General features: G+C 69.5%; 12 protein-coding genes and 2 rRNA genes (1 of these 14 only partly in view). 7 read left to right on the forward strand and 7 right to left on the reverse strand.

Going from position 1 to position 13,259, the window contains the following annotated elements:
- The 3 genes from BJ964_RS23690 to BJ964_RS23700 all read left to right on the forward strand — a co-directional run.
- Positions 1-1,680, forward strand: a 23S ribosomal RNA gene (locus tag BJ964_RS23690); it begins 1,429 nt to the left of the window's first position.
- Between the two features lie 100 nt (positions 1,681-1,780).
- A 5S ribosomal RNA gene (rrf, locus tag BJ964_RS23695) occupies positions 1,781-1,897 on the forward strand.
- Between the two features lie 777 nt (positions 1,898-2,674).
- Entirely contained in the window at positions 2,675-3,109 is a 435-nt protein-coding gene (locus tag BJ964_RS23700; protein WP_183222030.1) for a CBS domain-containing protein, read from the forward strand.
- Between the two features lie 51 nt (positions 3,110-3,160).
- On the opposite strand, the gene BJ964_RS23705 is transcribed toward BJ964_RS23700, so the two are convergent.
- Entirely contained in the window at positions 3,161-3,442 is a 282-nt protein-coding gene (locus BJ964_RS23705; protein WP_188122721.1) for a hypothetical protein, read from the reverse strand.
- Positions 3,443-3,606: 164 nt separating this feature from the next.
- Positions 3,607-5,214, reverse strand: a complete 1,608-nt coding sequence (locus BJ964_RS23710; protein ID WP_188122722.1) for a polysaccharide biosynthesis tyrosine autokinase — start codon at positions 5,212-5,214, stop codon at positions 3,607-3,609.
- Between the two features lie 339 nt (positions 5,215-5,553).
- Between BJ964_RS23710 and BJ964_RS23715 the strand changes: the two genes are divergently transcribed.
- Positions 5,554-7,053 carry an alkaline phosphatase D family protein gene (locus tag BJ964_RS23715; protein ID WP_188122723.1) on the forward strand — a complete coding sequence of 500 codons (1,500 nt, stop codon included), beginning with the start codon at positions 5,554-5,556 and terminating at the stop codon, positions 7,051-7,053.
- On the opposite strand, the gene BJ964_RS23720 is transcribed toward BJ964_RS23715, so the two are convergent.
- Both BJ964_RS23720 and BJ964_RS23725 read right to left on the reverse strand, forming a co-directional pair.
- Positions 7,016-7,360: a protealysin inhibitor emfourin gene (locus BJ964_RS23720; protein ID WP_188122724.1), complete on the reverse strand. Its 345-nt coding sequence runs from the start codon at positions 7,358-7,360 to the stop codon at positions 7,016-7,018. The genes BJ964_RS23715 and BJ964_RS23720 overlap by 38 nt on opposite strands.
- A gap of 72 nt (positions 7,361-7,432) precedes the next feature.
- Entirely contained in the window at positions 7,433-8,356 is a 924-nt protein-coding gene (locus tag BJ964_RS23725) for a siderophore-interacting protein (RefSeq protein WP_188122725.1), read from the reverse strand.
- Between the two features lie 150 nt (positions 8,357-8,506).
- On the opposite strand from BJ964_RS23725, the gene BJ964_RS23730 reads away from it, so the two are divergent.
- Positions 8,507-8,962, forward strand: coding sequence for a response regulator (locus BJ964_RS23730; RefSeq protein ID WP_188122726.1), 456 nt, complete (start codon positions 8,507-8,509; stop codon positions 8,960-8,962).
- Between the two features lie 110 nt (positions 8,963-9,072).
- Here BJ964_RS23730 and BJ964_RS23735 read toward each other — a convergent pair whose 3' ends face one another.
- Both BJ964_RS23735 and BJ964_RS23740 read right to left on the reverse strand, forming a co-directional pair.
- The gene (locus BJ964_RS23735; protein WP_188122727.1) at positions 9,073-9,933 is read right to left on the reverse strand and encodes a universal stress protein; all 861 of its coding nucleotides are present in this window, start codon (positions 9,931-9,933) and stop codon (positions 9,073-9,075) included.
- 46 nt (positions 9,934-9,979) lie between these two features.
- On the reverse strand, positions 9,980-10,645 hold the full coding sequence (locus BJ964_RS23740) for a type 1 glutamine amidotransferase domain-containing protein (protein WP_188122728.1): 666 nt from the start codon (positions 10,643-10,645) through the stop codon (positions 9,980-9,982).
- Between the two features lie 75 nt (positions 10,646-10,720).
- Between BJ964_RS23740 and BJ964_RS23745 the strand changes: the two genes are divergently transcribed.
- On the forward strand, positions 10,721-11,590 hold the full coding sequence (locus BJ964_RS23745) for a LysR family transcriptional regulator (RefSeq protein WP_188122729.1): 870 nt from the start codon (positions 10,721-10,723) through the stop codon (positions 11,588-11,590).
- On the opposite strand, the gene BJ964_RS23750 is transcribed toward BJ964_RS23745, so the two are convergent.
- Entirely contained in the window at positions 11,568-12,056 is a 489-nt protein-coding gene (locus BJ964_RS23750; RefSeq protein WP_188122730.1) for a MarR family winged helix-turn-helix transcriptional regulator, read from the reverse strand. The genes BJ964_RS23745 and BJ964_RS23750 overlap by 23 nt on opposite strands.
- Before the next feature lie 169 nt (positions 12,057-12,225).
- On the opposite strand from BJ964_RS23750, the gene glnII reads away from it, so the two are divergent.
- Positions 12,226-13,227 carry a glutamine synthetase gene (glnII, locus tag BJ964_RS23755; RefSeq protein ID WP_188122731.1) on the forward strand — a complete coding sequence of 334 codons (1,002 nt, stop codon included), beginning with the start codon at positions 12,226-12,228 and terminating at the stop codon, positions 13,225-13,227.
- Positions 13,228-13,259: the final 32 nt, after the last annotated feature.

A 13,259-nucleotide genomic window follows, 5' to 3' on the forward strand; every position in this document is an offset into this window, starting at 1 on the left:
CCAGGGCCAGGCTAATCCGCCCTGGGTGAGTCGGGGCCTAAGGCGAGGCCGAGAGGCGTAGTCGATGGATAACGGGTTGATATTCCCGTACCCGCAAAAGAGCGCCCAAGACGAACCTCACTGTACTAACTACTTGAAGTGCCGGCGGTCTTCGGACCAAAAAGCATGGAGACTAGGAACTTGGTGGGTAGTAGTTTAGCGATGGGGTGACGCAGGAAGGTAGATGATCCCGGCCGGTGGTTGTGCCGGGGTAAGCGTGTAGGCCGGTGTGTAGGCAAATCCGCACACCATGAGGCTGAGACGTGATGCCGAGCCGTTCTGGTGAAGTCATTGATCCTATGCTGCCGAGAAAAGCCTCTAGCGATGTTCTGAGCGGCCCGTACCCCAAACCGACACAGGTGGTCAGGTAGAGAATACCGAGGCGACGGGTGAACTGTGGTTAAGGAACTCGGCAAATTGCCCCCGTAACTTAGGGAGAAGGGGGGCCGGACGCGTGAAGCCCCTTGCGGGTGGAGCGTGGTATGGCCGCAGAGAGCAGGGGGAAGCGACTGTTTACTAAAAACACAGGTCCATGCCAAGTCGTAAGACGATGTATATGGACTGACGCCTGCCCGGTGCTGGAACGTTAAGGGGACCTGTTAGCTCTTCGGGGCGAAGCGGAGAACTTAAGCGCCAGTAAACGGCGGTGGTAACTATAACCATCCTAAGGTAGCGAAATTCCTTGTCGGGTAAGTTCCGACCTGCACGAATGGCGTAACGACTTCCCCACTGTCTCAACCACAGGCCCGGCGAAATTGCAGTACGAGTAAAGATGCTCGTTACGCGCGGCAGGACGGAAAGACCCCGGGACCTTTACTATAGCTTGACATTGGTATCTGAATTTAATTGTGTAGGATAGGTGGGAGACTGTGAAGCTCGGACGCCAGTTCGGGTGGAGTCATTGTTGAAATACCACTCTGTTGGGTTTGGGTATCTAACTTGCGGCCCTGATCGGGTCGAGGGACAGTGTCTGGTGGGTAGTTTAACTGGGGCGGTTGCCTCCTAAAGGGTAACGGAGGCGCCCAAAGGTTCCCTCAGCCTGGTTGGCAATCAGGTGTTGAGTGTAAGTGCACAAGGGAGCTTGACTGTGAGACTGACGGGTCGAGCAGGGACGAAAGTCGGGACTAGTGATCCGGCACTTGCGTGTGGAAGCGGTGTCGCTCAACGGATAAAAGGTACCCCGGGGATAACAGGCTGATCTTCCCCAAGAGTCCATATCGACGGGATGGTTTGGCACCTCGATGTCGGCTCGTCGCATCCTGGGGCTGTAGCAGGTCCCAAGGGTTGGGCTGTTCGCCCATTAAAGCGGTACGCGAGCTGGGTTTAGAACGTCGTGAGACAGTTCGGTCCCTATCCGCCGTGCGCGTTGGATACTTGAGAAGGGCTGTCCCTAGTACGAGAGGACCGGGACGGACGAACCTCTGGTGTGCCAGTTGTTCCGCCAGGAGCATGGCTGGTTGGCTACGTTCGGAAGGGATAACCGCTGAAAGCATCTAAGCGGGAAGCCTGCTTCGAGATGAGGTATCCCACCACCTTTGAGTGGGTAAGGCTCCCAGCTAGACTACTGGGTTGATAGGCCGGAGATGTAAGCACGGTAACGTGTTGAGTTGACCGGTACTAATAGGCCGAGGGCTTAACCACCCTAAACATTTTACTTGCGTCCACTGTGTGATTCACAGCAAACGAACAACCACCCCGGGAGAAGTCTTGGGTTGCTGGTTTGTTCCACGCTGATGGCTGTTTCGGTGGTCATAGCGGAGGGGAAACGCCCGGTTACATTCCGAACCCGGTAGCTAAGCCCTCCAGCGCCGATGGTACTGCACTCGGGAGGGTGTGGGAGAGTAGGACGCCGCCGGACTCAACGTGATAGAAAGGCCCACCCCAGACGGGGTGGGCCTTTCTTTTTGCCCTTTTTTCGGTGACGGAAGGCTCACGCCCGGCGGGCGCTGCACGGCTGGGACGGTGCAGCGCCTCGCGGCGACCTCCCGGAACGGGGGTGGTGCGTTTGAGGGCGGGGACTTTCGTACCGGAAATGGGTCTTCTTCAAACGTCGGATCTGGAGCATCATCGGCCGGGGTGCGGTTCGGGAACATGACCAGGGCCAGGCCGGCGGCGGCGAGCAGCAAGCCGGCACCGCCGAACCTCGTGCTCGGGGCGGGCGGGGCGGTCCCCTGAAACTTGGCATGATCCTCAAGCGGGTGCTCGCGACCGGAGCGGTCTCCGGGATCGGAGACTCCGGCGACGGTTGCGGTGGCGGCTACCGGCTCACGACCGGCGACCGCAGTGCGCGGCTCCACTTCAAGGGCATGGCCGCGGTCAGCGCCTCCTGGGGGACCGAGACCGTGGAGGGCATCGGGTTCAACAGCAGCTACGCCGAGGTGCTGGAGGCGTACCCTGACTTCGCGATGGCTTTTGGTGGAAATGCGGAGTTCACGTATGGCGCCTGGGAACAGGGACGCCACCTACCACATCCGGGTGCAGAAGGACCTGGTGGACCGCATCGACCTGGAGATGAGAGGCGAAGCCTGCTGCTAGGTGGCGGCGCTGTGGGCGTACCCCGAAAAGGTCCTTCTTGACAGGAGCGTGCTGTTTTCGGCATAGAGGGGGTACGCAAGCCGACCATGAAGGAGGGGCGATGCGGATCAGTGACATTCTCCGGGTGAAGGGTGGACAGGTCGTCACGGTGAATCCGGATGCTACGACCGAACGGCTGTTGGGCGTTCTGGCGGAGCACCGGATCGGGGCGGCGGTGGTGTCGCGAGATGGTGTGGTGGTCGACGGCATCGTCAGTGAGCGGGACGTGGTGCGGGCCCTCGCGGCTCGTGGCGCGACCGTGCTGACGGAGCCGGTGAGTGCGATCGCGACCACGCAGGTGCGGACGGTGACGCCGGATTCGCGGTTGGAGGACGTCGAGCGGTTGATGACCGAGCGGCGGTTCCGGCATGTTCCGGTGGTGGTGGACGGGGTGCTGCGCGGGGTGGTCAGCATCGGGGACGTGGTCAAGAACCGGATCGACGAGTTGGAGACCGAGCGGAGTGAGCTGGCCGGGTACATCACCGGCGAGCGGTAGACGCGAAGACGCCACCGCCCGAACGTGGGCGGTGGCGTCTTTTCGTGTGGATCAGCGGTGCAGCAGCGAGGCCAGCCGGCCCCGGGCGCCGGCCGCTTTCGCGGCCCGGCGCCGGCGCAGGAAGACGGCCGCCGCCGCCGCGCCGGCCAGCGCGAGAACGGTTACCGTCGTCGACTTCGGATTCCGGCGGGCCGCCTGGCCTGCGGCGGTCGCCTTGGTCCGGGCCGTGGTGACGGCCTGACGGGTGCGGGAGGGGGAGTCGGCGGTGCCGTTCCCGGAGATGGAGTCGACGCTCTCGGGCGCGTCACCGTACGTGATCTGGTTCGTGGTCATCGCTCACCTCTCTGTGGACATATGCCCGATGGAGATTCGCCTCGGCTCGGCTTCTGGATGGGTTTGCCCCGTCGAAACCTGAAACCAACATGGATTCACGCTCCAGGACCGACGCTAATCGGACAGTACGTCCGGCGTTGTCCGAGAACCGACACAACCTGGGGTCAGCTGCGAGACTCGGCAGACTCCTCCGGTTCCGCGGGAGAGTCGGCGGGCTCGTCCGAATCGTCGACGGCAGCCGTCGAGGAGGCGTAGACGGTGGCGGTGTTGGCGGAGCCGTAGATCACCGGGACCGCGACGGTGGTGGTCCGGGCGAAGTACTCGGCCATCGCCTCGGCGTCCTCGTCGTCGTCCTCCTCGGCGACCTCCACGTACGCATGCTGGGTGACCCCGGGCGGCGCCACGTCGTCGGCGTCCGAGACCAGCCGGTCGCGGGTCAGCGGCTCGTGGTGCGGGGCGATCCCGGTCGGCTGGGTACGCGCGTGCGGCACCAGGGCGCCGGCGCTCTTGGGCACGTTGACCAGCACCGGGCTGACGTTGTCGTGCACCACCTCGGCCAGCTCGTCGAGGGCCCGGCGGACCGACTCCCGGCTGGTCCGGGCGAAGTCGCCGACCAGCAGGATGTGGTCGCTGAGCGCGGCCAGAGCGATCGCGTCGGAGGCGCTGAGCACCGCCGTCGAGTCGAGGACGATCACGTCGGCGTGCTTCTGGACGGCGTGCAGCACCCGGGCCAGCTGCCCACTGTCGAGCAGGTCGACGTGTTCGCCCTCCTCGCGCCGGCCGGCCGGGATGACGTACAGGCCGGGCACGGACGTCTCCTCGAGGACCTCCTCGACTCCCGCCTCGCCGTCGAGCAGGGTGGTGAGGCCGTACTCGCCGGAGATCCCGAAGACGTGGTGCAGCTGCGGGTGGCGCAGGTCGGCGTCGACCAGGATCACCGAGCGCCCGGCCTGGGCCAGGGTGACGGCCAGGTTGGCGGCCGTGGTGGTCCGGCCCTGCCGGTCGCCGGGGCTGGTCACCAGGACGGTGGTGGCGGCGGGCGGCCGCAGCGACGGCCGCAGTGACGGCTGCAGGCGGGTGCGCAGGTAGCGGTACGACTCGGCGGCCGGCGAGGTGGGATCGCGCAGCACCACCGGGGCGCCGATCGTGGTGCCGGCCGGGCGCTTGTAGCGGGGCACGGTGGCCAGCACCGGCACACCGGTGAGCCGCTCGTAGTCGTCACGGCCGCGGATCAGGCCACGGGTGCGGGAGCGCAGCAGCGCGGTGCCGGCGCCGAGCAGCAGTCCGGCCGCGAGACCGGCGGCCAGGTCGGGGCCGAGCGGGCGGGTCACCGGCTCGTCCGGGAGGCTGGGCTCGCTGAGCACGGTCGCGCCGGTCGGGCCGGTGGAGCGGTAGTTCACGTACGCCTCGACGAGGGCCCGTGCGCGGATCCGGGCGCTGAAGCGGTTGTCCGCGGTGTAGACGAAGCGGAGAACGTTCGCGTCCGGGGTGACCTCGATGGTGAGGTCCTCCAGGAAGGACGCCTTGTCGGCGCCGACCCGGGCCGCGGCCGGGAGCACGACCGCGTCGGAGAGTGCGACGGCACGCTCCGTGCCGACATCCGGGGTGACCGGTGTGAGGATGGGCGCGGTGGCCGGTGCGGCGCTCGGGCCCACGGTCGCCGGGGCCCCGGCGGTGAGGCGGGCCTCGACCAGGACCGTCGCCTCGGACTCGTAGCCGGATGGCGCCGACTGGTTCAGGCCGTAGGCGGCAGCGAGTGCCGCTGTCGTCACCACCAGTGTCCATGGACCGTATCGGCGCAATAGTCGCGCGGATCGTCCGTAGGTCGTCATCGCGGCAGTCCCTCCCCGTTCTCGGATCTCAAGCCGGAGATTCTTCCACCGACCGATCACTTTCCGCGTCGATCATTACGGCGATTTCCGTCTCGTTGTTACGGCCGGTGAGCGCCGATTCCACCCCGAAAGCGGCGGGCTGTTGCCCGGTATGAGCATTCCGTTTCGCCCGGCGTCGTATGGGATTAAGAGACTGCTCGCCCCTATTTGCCCGTCGTGTCATCCCCTGATCCGCACGCCCGCACCCGCCATTAACGCGGCGCCCGGATGGTACGCAGCATGACGCGCATCGATCGCCGTTACTTCGTGCTCGGCGGGTTGACCGCCGCCGGATCGCTCGTCCTGCCCTCCTCCGCCCTCGCCGCCGTCCCCAACCCGTTCCAGCTCGGTGTCGCCTCCGGGGACCCGGCCACCACCAGCGTGGTGCTGTGGACCCGGCTCGCCGTGAAACCGCTCAACGCCGACGGGCACGGCGGCATGGGCCGCGCCGACGTCCCGGTGCAGTGGCAGGTCGCCACGACCGCCGGATTCGCCAAGGTGGTCGCCTCCGGCACGGCGACCGCCCGGTACGAGGACGCGCACGCGATCCACGTGGTGGCCCGCGGGCTGAAACCGGGAACCGTCTACTACTACCGGTTCCGGGCGCGCGGGCACATCTCGCAGGTGGGCCGGACCCGGACCGCCCCCGCGAGCGGCACGTTCGGGCCGGACCTGCGGATCGCGGTGGCGTCCTGCGCCAACTACGAGTCGGGGTACTACACGGCGTACCGGCGGATGGCTGAGGACCGGCCCGATCTGGTGCTGTTCCTGGGCGACTACATCTACGAGGAGAGCCGGTCGCCGGGGCGGGTGCGGACACACGCCGGTGGGGAGACGGTGACGCTGGCCGACTACCGGCGGCGGTACGCCCAGTACCGGACGGACCCGGATCTACGGGCCGCCCATGCCGCCGCGCCGTGGATCGTGGTGCCGGACGACCACGAGGTGGAGAACAACTACGCGAAGCTGACGCGCGCCAACAACCGGCCGGTGCTCAGCGCGTCGAAGTGGCGGGCCCGGCAGGCGGCCGCGTACCGGGCGTACTACGAGAACATGCCGCTGCGGTCGGCGACCTTCCAGCGGCGGGTGCACTGGGGGCGGCTGGCCACCTTCCACATGCTCGACACCCGGCGGTTCCGCGACGACCAGGCGTGCGGGGACTGGTGGAAGGTGTGCGACGCGGCGGATCTGCCCGGCCGTACGATCACCGGCGCCGCCCAGGAGAAGTGGCTGCTCGACGGGCTCGCCCGCCATGACGGCACCTGGGACGTGCTCGGGCAGCAGGTGTTCTTCGCCCAGTTCGCCGACGAGGACGGCGGCGCCAACATGGACGCCTGGGACGGCTACCGGGCCGCCCGGGACCGGCTCCAGCGCGGCTGGCTGGCCCGTGGGGTGCGCAATCCGCTGGTGCTCACCGGGGACGTGCACGCGGCGTTCGCCAACGATCTGAAACTGGACTACCGGGATCCCGGGTCGGCGACCATCGGGACCGAGCTGATCTGTACGTCGATCAGCTCGAACGGGGACGGCACGCCGCTCACCGAGATCCCGTTCGCCCGCGTGAACCCGCATCTGCGGTACTTCTCCGAGCGGCGCGGCTACACGCTCGTGACGCTCGGGCGGGACCGGGCGCGGGCGGACTTCCGTACCCTCCCGGTGGTGACCCGGCGGGGAGCGCGCGTCGCCACGCACGCCTCCTTCGTCACCGAGGCGGGGCGCCCGGGTCTGCGCCGGCTGTGACGGGGGCGCGGGCGGCACGGGTGAGGAACCGCAGGAGGGGGCGCAGTTCCGCGGGGACCGTGGGCTCGGCCACGGTCGCGCGCCAGTGCCGCCCGCCGCATTCGACGGCCAGCTGGTAACGGGTCAGGTCGGCCCGGCAGGCCGCGCCGATCTCCGCGCTCACCCGGGTCAGGTCCAGGTCCTGGATGAGGCGGCGCAGCTCGCGGGCCTGGTCGAGGGGGAGGGTCGCGGAGTCGAGCACCACGCGCAGTGAGCGGTCCGTGAATCCGCCGGTGCGCCGGAGCTCGGCTCGTATGTGGGAGGTCACGTCTGAAGAGCGTGGCATCGATCCGACACGACGGCTGTCAGATCATGGCCAGAGGGGAGTGTCGATTCTCGGTCAGCCCTCCGGGCGGCCCAGCCGCCAGTAGCCCATGAACGCGACGGCGCGCCGGTCCACCCCGCACTCCGACACGAGGTGGCGGCGCAACGTCTTGATCACCGCGGCCTCCCCGGCCAGCCAGGCGTAGAAGCCGTCCGGCGTGGCCGTGGACGCCTCCGGCACCTCCCACAGCACATCGTGGTCCACGTCCACGTCCTCCAGCTCGGCCGGGGCGGCCGGGGCCGTGCAGTCGGCGAGCAGCCGGGCGGCGGCCGCGCGCACCGCCGGGATCAGCTTCACCCCGTGTGCCTCGCCGTCGCGGGGGAGCCAGGTCACCGTGAACCCGGCCGGCGCGGCGACCGCCAGGTGGTCGCCCGTCGCCGGCACCTCCAGCAGCGCCTCACCGACCGCGTCGGACGGCAGGGCGGACAGGATCGAGCAGATCGCCGGGGTCGCGGTCTCGTCGCCGACCAGCAGGATCCGGCGGGTGGCGGCCGGCGGGTGGAAGTCGATGCCGCCGGTCACGTCCGGGAAGTCGGCGTTCGGGCCGATGATCACCATGGCCGAGCCGGGGACCGCGTCGACCGCCCAGCGGGAGGCCGGGCCGTTCACCCCGTGCAGCACCATGTCGACGTCGATCTCGCGCTCGGCGGCGCGGACGGCGCGGACCGTGTAGGTCCGGATCGGGTTGCGCCGCTCTTCCGGCAGGTCGCGCCACCGTGTGTACCAGTCGAGACCGGTCGGCAGGTGCTCGTGACCGCCCCCGGGCAGCGGCAGGATCAGCTTGATCCGCTGGTCCCAGCCGTTGTCGGCGAACCGCTCCAGGTCGTCGCCGGTGAATGTCACCCGCAGGAAGTTCGGGCTCAGCCGGGTGAGCCGGGTGACCCGGGCCGTGAAGAACCGGAACGGGAGCGCCTCGGTGGGCACGACGGTCTGGGTCACGAAAGCCTCCCGCGTCTCATTAGGTAACCCTAACCTAACCGCCCCGAAGATCGCACCACCGGCCCACCCGCTCCTGTACCGCAACGCCGGTTGTCCGCGGAACCGGCCGTCCGCCGCCGATCGGACTGGTCCCAGCGACAAGGAGGAGACATGCCACAGCCCACGACCACCCAACTCACGTTCAGCGACGCGGGCGTGCCGTGGGCCGTCGAGGATTGGTCCGCCGCCCTCCACCCGCCCACCGTGCTCGTCGTCGACGACGACGAGAGCATCCGCGACCTGATCAGCGTCAAGCTGCAGGCCGCCGGGTACCACACCCTGGAGGCCGGCGACGGCCACGCCGCGATGGCCCTCGCCGTCAACGAGCGACCCCACCTGATCCTGCTCGACATCACCATGCCGGGCCTCGACGGGATCGGCTTCTGCTACCAGCTGCACTCGTCGCCGCAGACCGCGGACATCCCGGTGATCATCGTCAGCAGCCACGGCACGCCGTCCGACGTCGACCTCGGGCGCATCGTCGGCGCCGAGGACTACGTGGTCAAGCCCTTCTCCCCGGCCGACCTCCTGCGCCGGGTCCAGCGCCTGCTTCCTCCCGGCGACTGAAGAAACCCTATTTGTACGCCTACCCGTCCCGCCGTGGGCGACCCGCGAGGCGGGTGGGCGGTGCGGGCCGTGCCGCGCCCGCCGGGCGTGAGCGGGTGGTCGCGGTCTTCTCAGCGGGCGCCGTGTACGAGGGCGATGCTGCACCGGGCGCGATGCAGCAGGTGCCGGCCCACTGACGGGCGCAGCGCCACCCGCAGGACCCGGCGCACCCGGGCCCCGGCCACCACCAGCTGTGCGCCGGCGGCCGCCTCGGCCAGCACCTCGCCCGGGGCGCCGACCATGATCTCGGTGCTCACCGGCACGCCCGGGAAGCGGCGCCGCCAGCAGTCCACCACCGCCTGCAAACGGCGGCGCTCGGTGGCCACCGCGCACAGGTTGGCGTCGGAGAGCAGGTCACGGCCGGCCGGCACCGGCCAGCCGTGCACCGCGCGCACCGGGACTCCCCGGACCGCGGCCTGCTCGAAGGCGAACCCGAGGACCAGGCCGGCGGAGGGGGAGTCGTCCACCCCGGCCACCACCGGATCGGTGTCCCGGGGTTCACCGCGGACCACCACGACCGGGCAGCGGGCGTGCGTGCCGACCGAGGCGCTGGTGGAGCCGAGCAGCGCCCGGACGGCCGAGTGGCGGGGCCCGCCGACCACCACGAGGGCGGCCTCGGCGCTGCGCTGGGCCAGGGCCACCGCCGCGGTGCCGTGCTCGACCCGGGTGGTCAGCCGGACGCCGGGGTGGGTGACGGCGGCGGCCTCGATCGCCCGGGCCAGCATCTCGCCGACCGCGTCGTCGGTGTCGGCGTCGGGGTAGACGGCGGCGGCCGGCATCATCGCGGCGGCGGGGACGTAACTCGGCCACTCGTAGGCGTACAGCAGCTCCACCGTGGCATCGGTGCGCTCGGCCGCGTCCAGCGCCCAGCGGGCGGCCTTGCGCGCGTCGCACGACCCGTCATAGCCCACGACGATCCTCTGAGTGGCCACGGCGCCGCCTCCCTGTGCTTCCTCCCCTGATCGTGGTGGGTCCGGTTCAGTTCTTCAATACCGTGAGCACGGCTTCGGCCACACCGGTCGACGAGGCCGGGTTCTGGCCGGTGACCAGGCGGCCGTCGGTGACGACGTGCGGCTGCCAGTCGGCGGCGCCGGTGTGCTTCGCGCCGAGCTCCTCGAGGCGGCTCTGCAGCGGGAACGGGACCACCTCGGTGAGGCCCACCGCGTTCTCCTCGGCGTCGGTGAACGCCGCGATGTTCTTCCCGGCGACCAGCGGGGTGCCGTCGGAGAGGGTGAGGCCGACCAGGGCGGCCGGGCCGTGGCAGACGGCGGCCACCACGCCGCCGCGCTCGTACAGGTCCCGGGCGAAGGTGTTCAGATGCGGGTCGGTGGGGAAGTCCCACATGGCGCCGTGGCCGCCGGCGAACAGGACGGCGTCGTAGCCGGACGGGTCGACGTCGGCGAAGCGCGGGGTGTCCGTCAGGTCGACCCGCTCGGTGAAGTCGCGCTGCACCGGGTCGGACAGGTCGGCGCCGTCGACCGGCGGTTCGCCGCCGGCCACCGAGGCGAACTCGACGGCGTACCCGGCTTCGGTGAAGACCCGCCACGGGTGTGCGGCCTCGGGCAGGTAGTAGCCGGTGGAGCGGAGCCCGCCCAGGTCGCCGTGACTGGTCAGGCCGATGAGGATCTTGTTTGTTGCGGTCATGTCCCTAACCATGCCTCGGGGCAGCCATCGGAAACCAAGAGAAACAGTTTTGGCAGCCATAGGAATACTGATGGCATGCTGGATCTGCTGCACACGTTCCTGGCGGTCTACCGGGCCGGCACGCTGACCCGGGCGGCCGAGAGTCTCGGGCTGTCCCAGCCGACCGTGACGGCGCAGCTGCGCGGCCTGGAGTCGCGGATCGGGCAGCCGCTGTTCGTGCGCGGGGCTCGCGGGGTCACCCCGACCGCCGCCGCCGACGACCTGGCCCGCCGGCTGGACGGGCCGATGGACACGCTCGCCGGGGTGGTCGGCGGGCTGCTCGGCACACCCGGTCCGGCCGGGCGGACCCTGCATCTGGGCGGGCCGGCCGAGCTGATGACGGCCCGGGTGCTGCCGTCACTGGCCGGCACGTTCGAGGCCGGGGTGAGCGTCCGGGTCCGGCTCGGGCTGGCCGACGACCTGCTGGCCGAGCTGTCCGACGGGCGGCTCGACCTGGTGGTCAGCGCGGTCCGCCCGCGCCGCGCCGGCATCCACGCCGAGCCCCTGTACGACGAGGAGTTCACGCTGGTCGCGGCGCCGCTGTTCCTGAGCGCCCGGGACCGCGCCGACGTGCACGAGCTGCCGCTGCTGGCCTACGCCGAGGAGCTGCCGATCGTGCGCCGCTGGTGGCGGCATGTCCTCGGCGGGCCACCGCCCCGGCGGGCCGTCCTGGTCGTTCCGGATCTGCGGGCGCTGCGCGCGGCCGCGGTCGCCGGGATCGGCGCCACCGTGCTGCCCCGCTACCTGGTGGCCGACGATCTCACCGACGGCACGCTGACCGAGGTCATGCCCACCGACGATCCGCCGATCAACACGCTCTACCTGGCCACCCGCGCGGCGACCCGGGATGAGCCGCACATCGCCCGGGCCCGGGCGGCGCTGCTCAGCCAGGCCCGTCTCTGGTGACCGTCCCGCCGCCGGTGAGGGCGGCCTTCCCGCCGCTGGTCAGGATGCCGGTGATCCAGGGTTCGACGATCTCGCCGAGCAGGGCGGTCAGCGCGGTGGCAGCGCCGGGGGAGAGCGGGGCGAACGCGCCCGAGTTGACGGCCTCGACCGCGGAGGCGGCCCGATCGGCCAGTTCGCGGCCGGCCGGGGTGGGGCAGAGCCAGACCCGCCGCCGGTCGGTCTCGTCGCGTTCGCGCTCGATCAGCCCGGCCGACTCGAGACGGTCGGCGAGCGGGGTGATCGAGGACTGCTGCACATGCAGCATGCGGGCCAGCGCCCGGCCGGTCATGCCCTCGTGCTGCCCGAGCACGTAGAGGGCGAGCAGATCCAGGGAGGGCATCTCGAAATCGTCGGCCACATCGTCCACGGCGCTCTGCACGAGGCGGCCGGCCAGGAGGACCAGATAGCCGAGTTCGCGCCTCACCACTGTTCAAAGTTACCGGGATCACGCTTCCGAGGTGCGGGAACGGAAACGTGGAGTTGATCTAAGGGGGTTACAGTCCTCGCGCTGGGTCTGGATTTAGGGCGTGTTTATCAGCCTAAGCCAGGCTAGGCGGAGTACGCCCCGAGTACCCCGATTTGAGGAGAAAAGAACGATGGCTGTCAAGGCCGAGTACCTGTGGGTCGACGGAACCCAGCCCACCGCCAAGCTGCGTTCCAAGACCAAGATTCTGGCCGACGGCGAGAAGCCCGGTATCTGGGGCTTCGACGGCTCGAGCACCAACCAGGCGCCCGGTGACAAGTCCGACTGTGTCCTCCAGCCGGTCTTCATCTGCCCGGACCCGCTCCGTGGCGGCGACAACATCATCGTGCTGTGCGAGGTCGAGCTGATCAGCGGCGCCCCGCACCCCACCAACACCCGCGCCCCGCTGCGCGCGGTCGCCGAGAAGTACGCCGACCAGGAGTCGATCTTCGGCATCGAGCAGGAGTACACCTTCTTCAAGGACGGCCGCCCGCTCGGCTTCCCGGTCGGCGGCGGCTACCCGGCCCCGCAGGGCGGCTACTACTGCGGCGTCGGCGCGGACGAGGTCTTCGGCCGTGAGATCGTCGAGGAGCACATGGACGCGGTGCTCGCCGCGGGCCTGCACCTGTCCGGCATCAACGCCGAGGTCATGCCGGGTCAGTGGGAGTTCCAGATCGGCCCGGTCGCCGCCCCGCTCGTCGCCGATGAGCTGTGGGTCGCCCGCTGGCTGCTCTACCGCATCGCCGAGAAGCACGGCGTCTCCGCCACCCTCGACCCGAAGCCGGTCAAGGGCGACTGGAACGGTGCCGGCGCGCACACCAACTTCTCCACCAAGGCCATGCGCGAGGGCTACGACGCGATCATCGCGGGCGCCGAGGCGCTGGGCAAGAAGCGCCAGGAGCACGTGGACGGCTACGGCGCCGGCATCGACCAGCGCCTCACCGGCCTGCACGAGACCGCCCCGTGGACCGAGTACAGCTACGGCGTCTCCGACCGCGGCGCGTCGGTGCGCATCCCGTGGCAGGTCGAGAAGGACGGCAAGGGCTACATCGAGGACCGTCGCCCGAACGCGAACGTGGACCCGTACGTCGTCACCCGCCTGCTGATCGACACGATCTGCTCCGAGCTGGCCTGATCATCGCCGAAGGCCACCGCGCGTACTCTTCG

The sequence above is a fragment of the Actinoplanes lobatus genome (genome assembly GCF_014205215.1).
GTDB classification, from domain to species: domain Bacteria; phylum Actinomycetota; class Actinomycetes; order Mycobacteriales; family Micromonosporaceae; genus Actinoplanes; species Actinoplanes lobatus.

Excerpts from the sequence above, each read along its gene's own strand:
- BJ964_RS23700 (WP_183222030.1), top strand. The coding sequence starts at position 2,675 with ATGCGGATCAGTGACATTCTCCGGGTGAAGGGTGGACAGGTCGTCACG.
- BJ964_RS23705 (WP_188122721.1), bottom strand. The coding sequence starts at position 3,442 with ATGACCACGAACCAGATCACGTACGGTGACGCGCCCGAGAGCGTCGAC.
- BJ964_RS23715 (WP_188122723.1), top strand. The coding sequence starts at position 5,554 with ATGACGCGCATCGATCGCCGTTACTTCGTGCTCGGCGGGTTGACCGCC.
- BJ964_RS23730 (WP_188122726.1), top strand. The coding sequence starts at position 8,507 with ATGCCACAGCCCACGACCACCCAACTCACGTTCAGCGACGCGGGCGTG.
- BJ964_RS23740 (WP_188122728.1), bottom strand. The coding sequence starts at position 10,645 with ATGACCGCAACAAACAAGATCCTCATCGGCCTGACCAGTCACGGCGAC.
- BJ964_RS23745 (WP_188122729.1), top strand. The coding sequence starts at position 10,721 with ATGCTGGATCTGCTGCACACGTTCCTGGCGGTCTACCGGGCCGGCACG.
- glnII (WP_188122731.1), top strand. The coding sequence starts at position 12,226 with ATGGCTGTCAAGGCCGAGTACCTGTGGGTCGACGGAACCCAGCCCACC.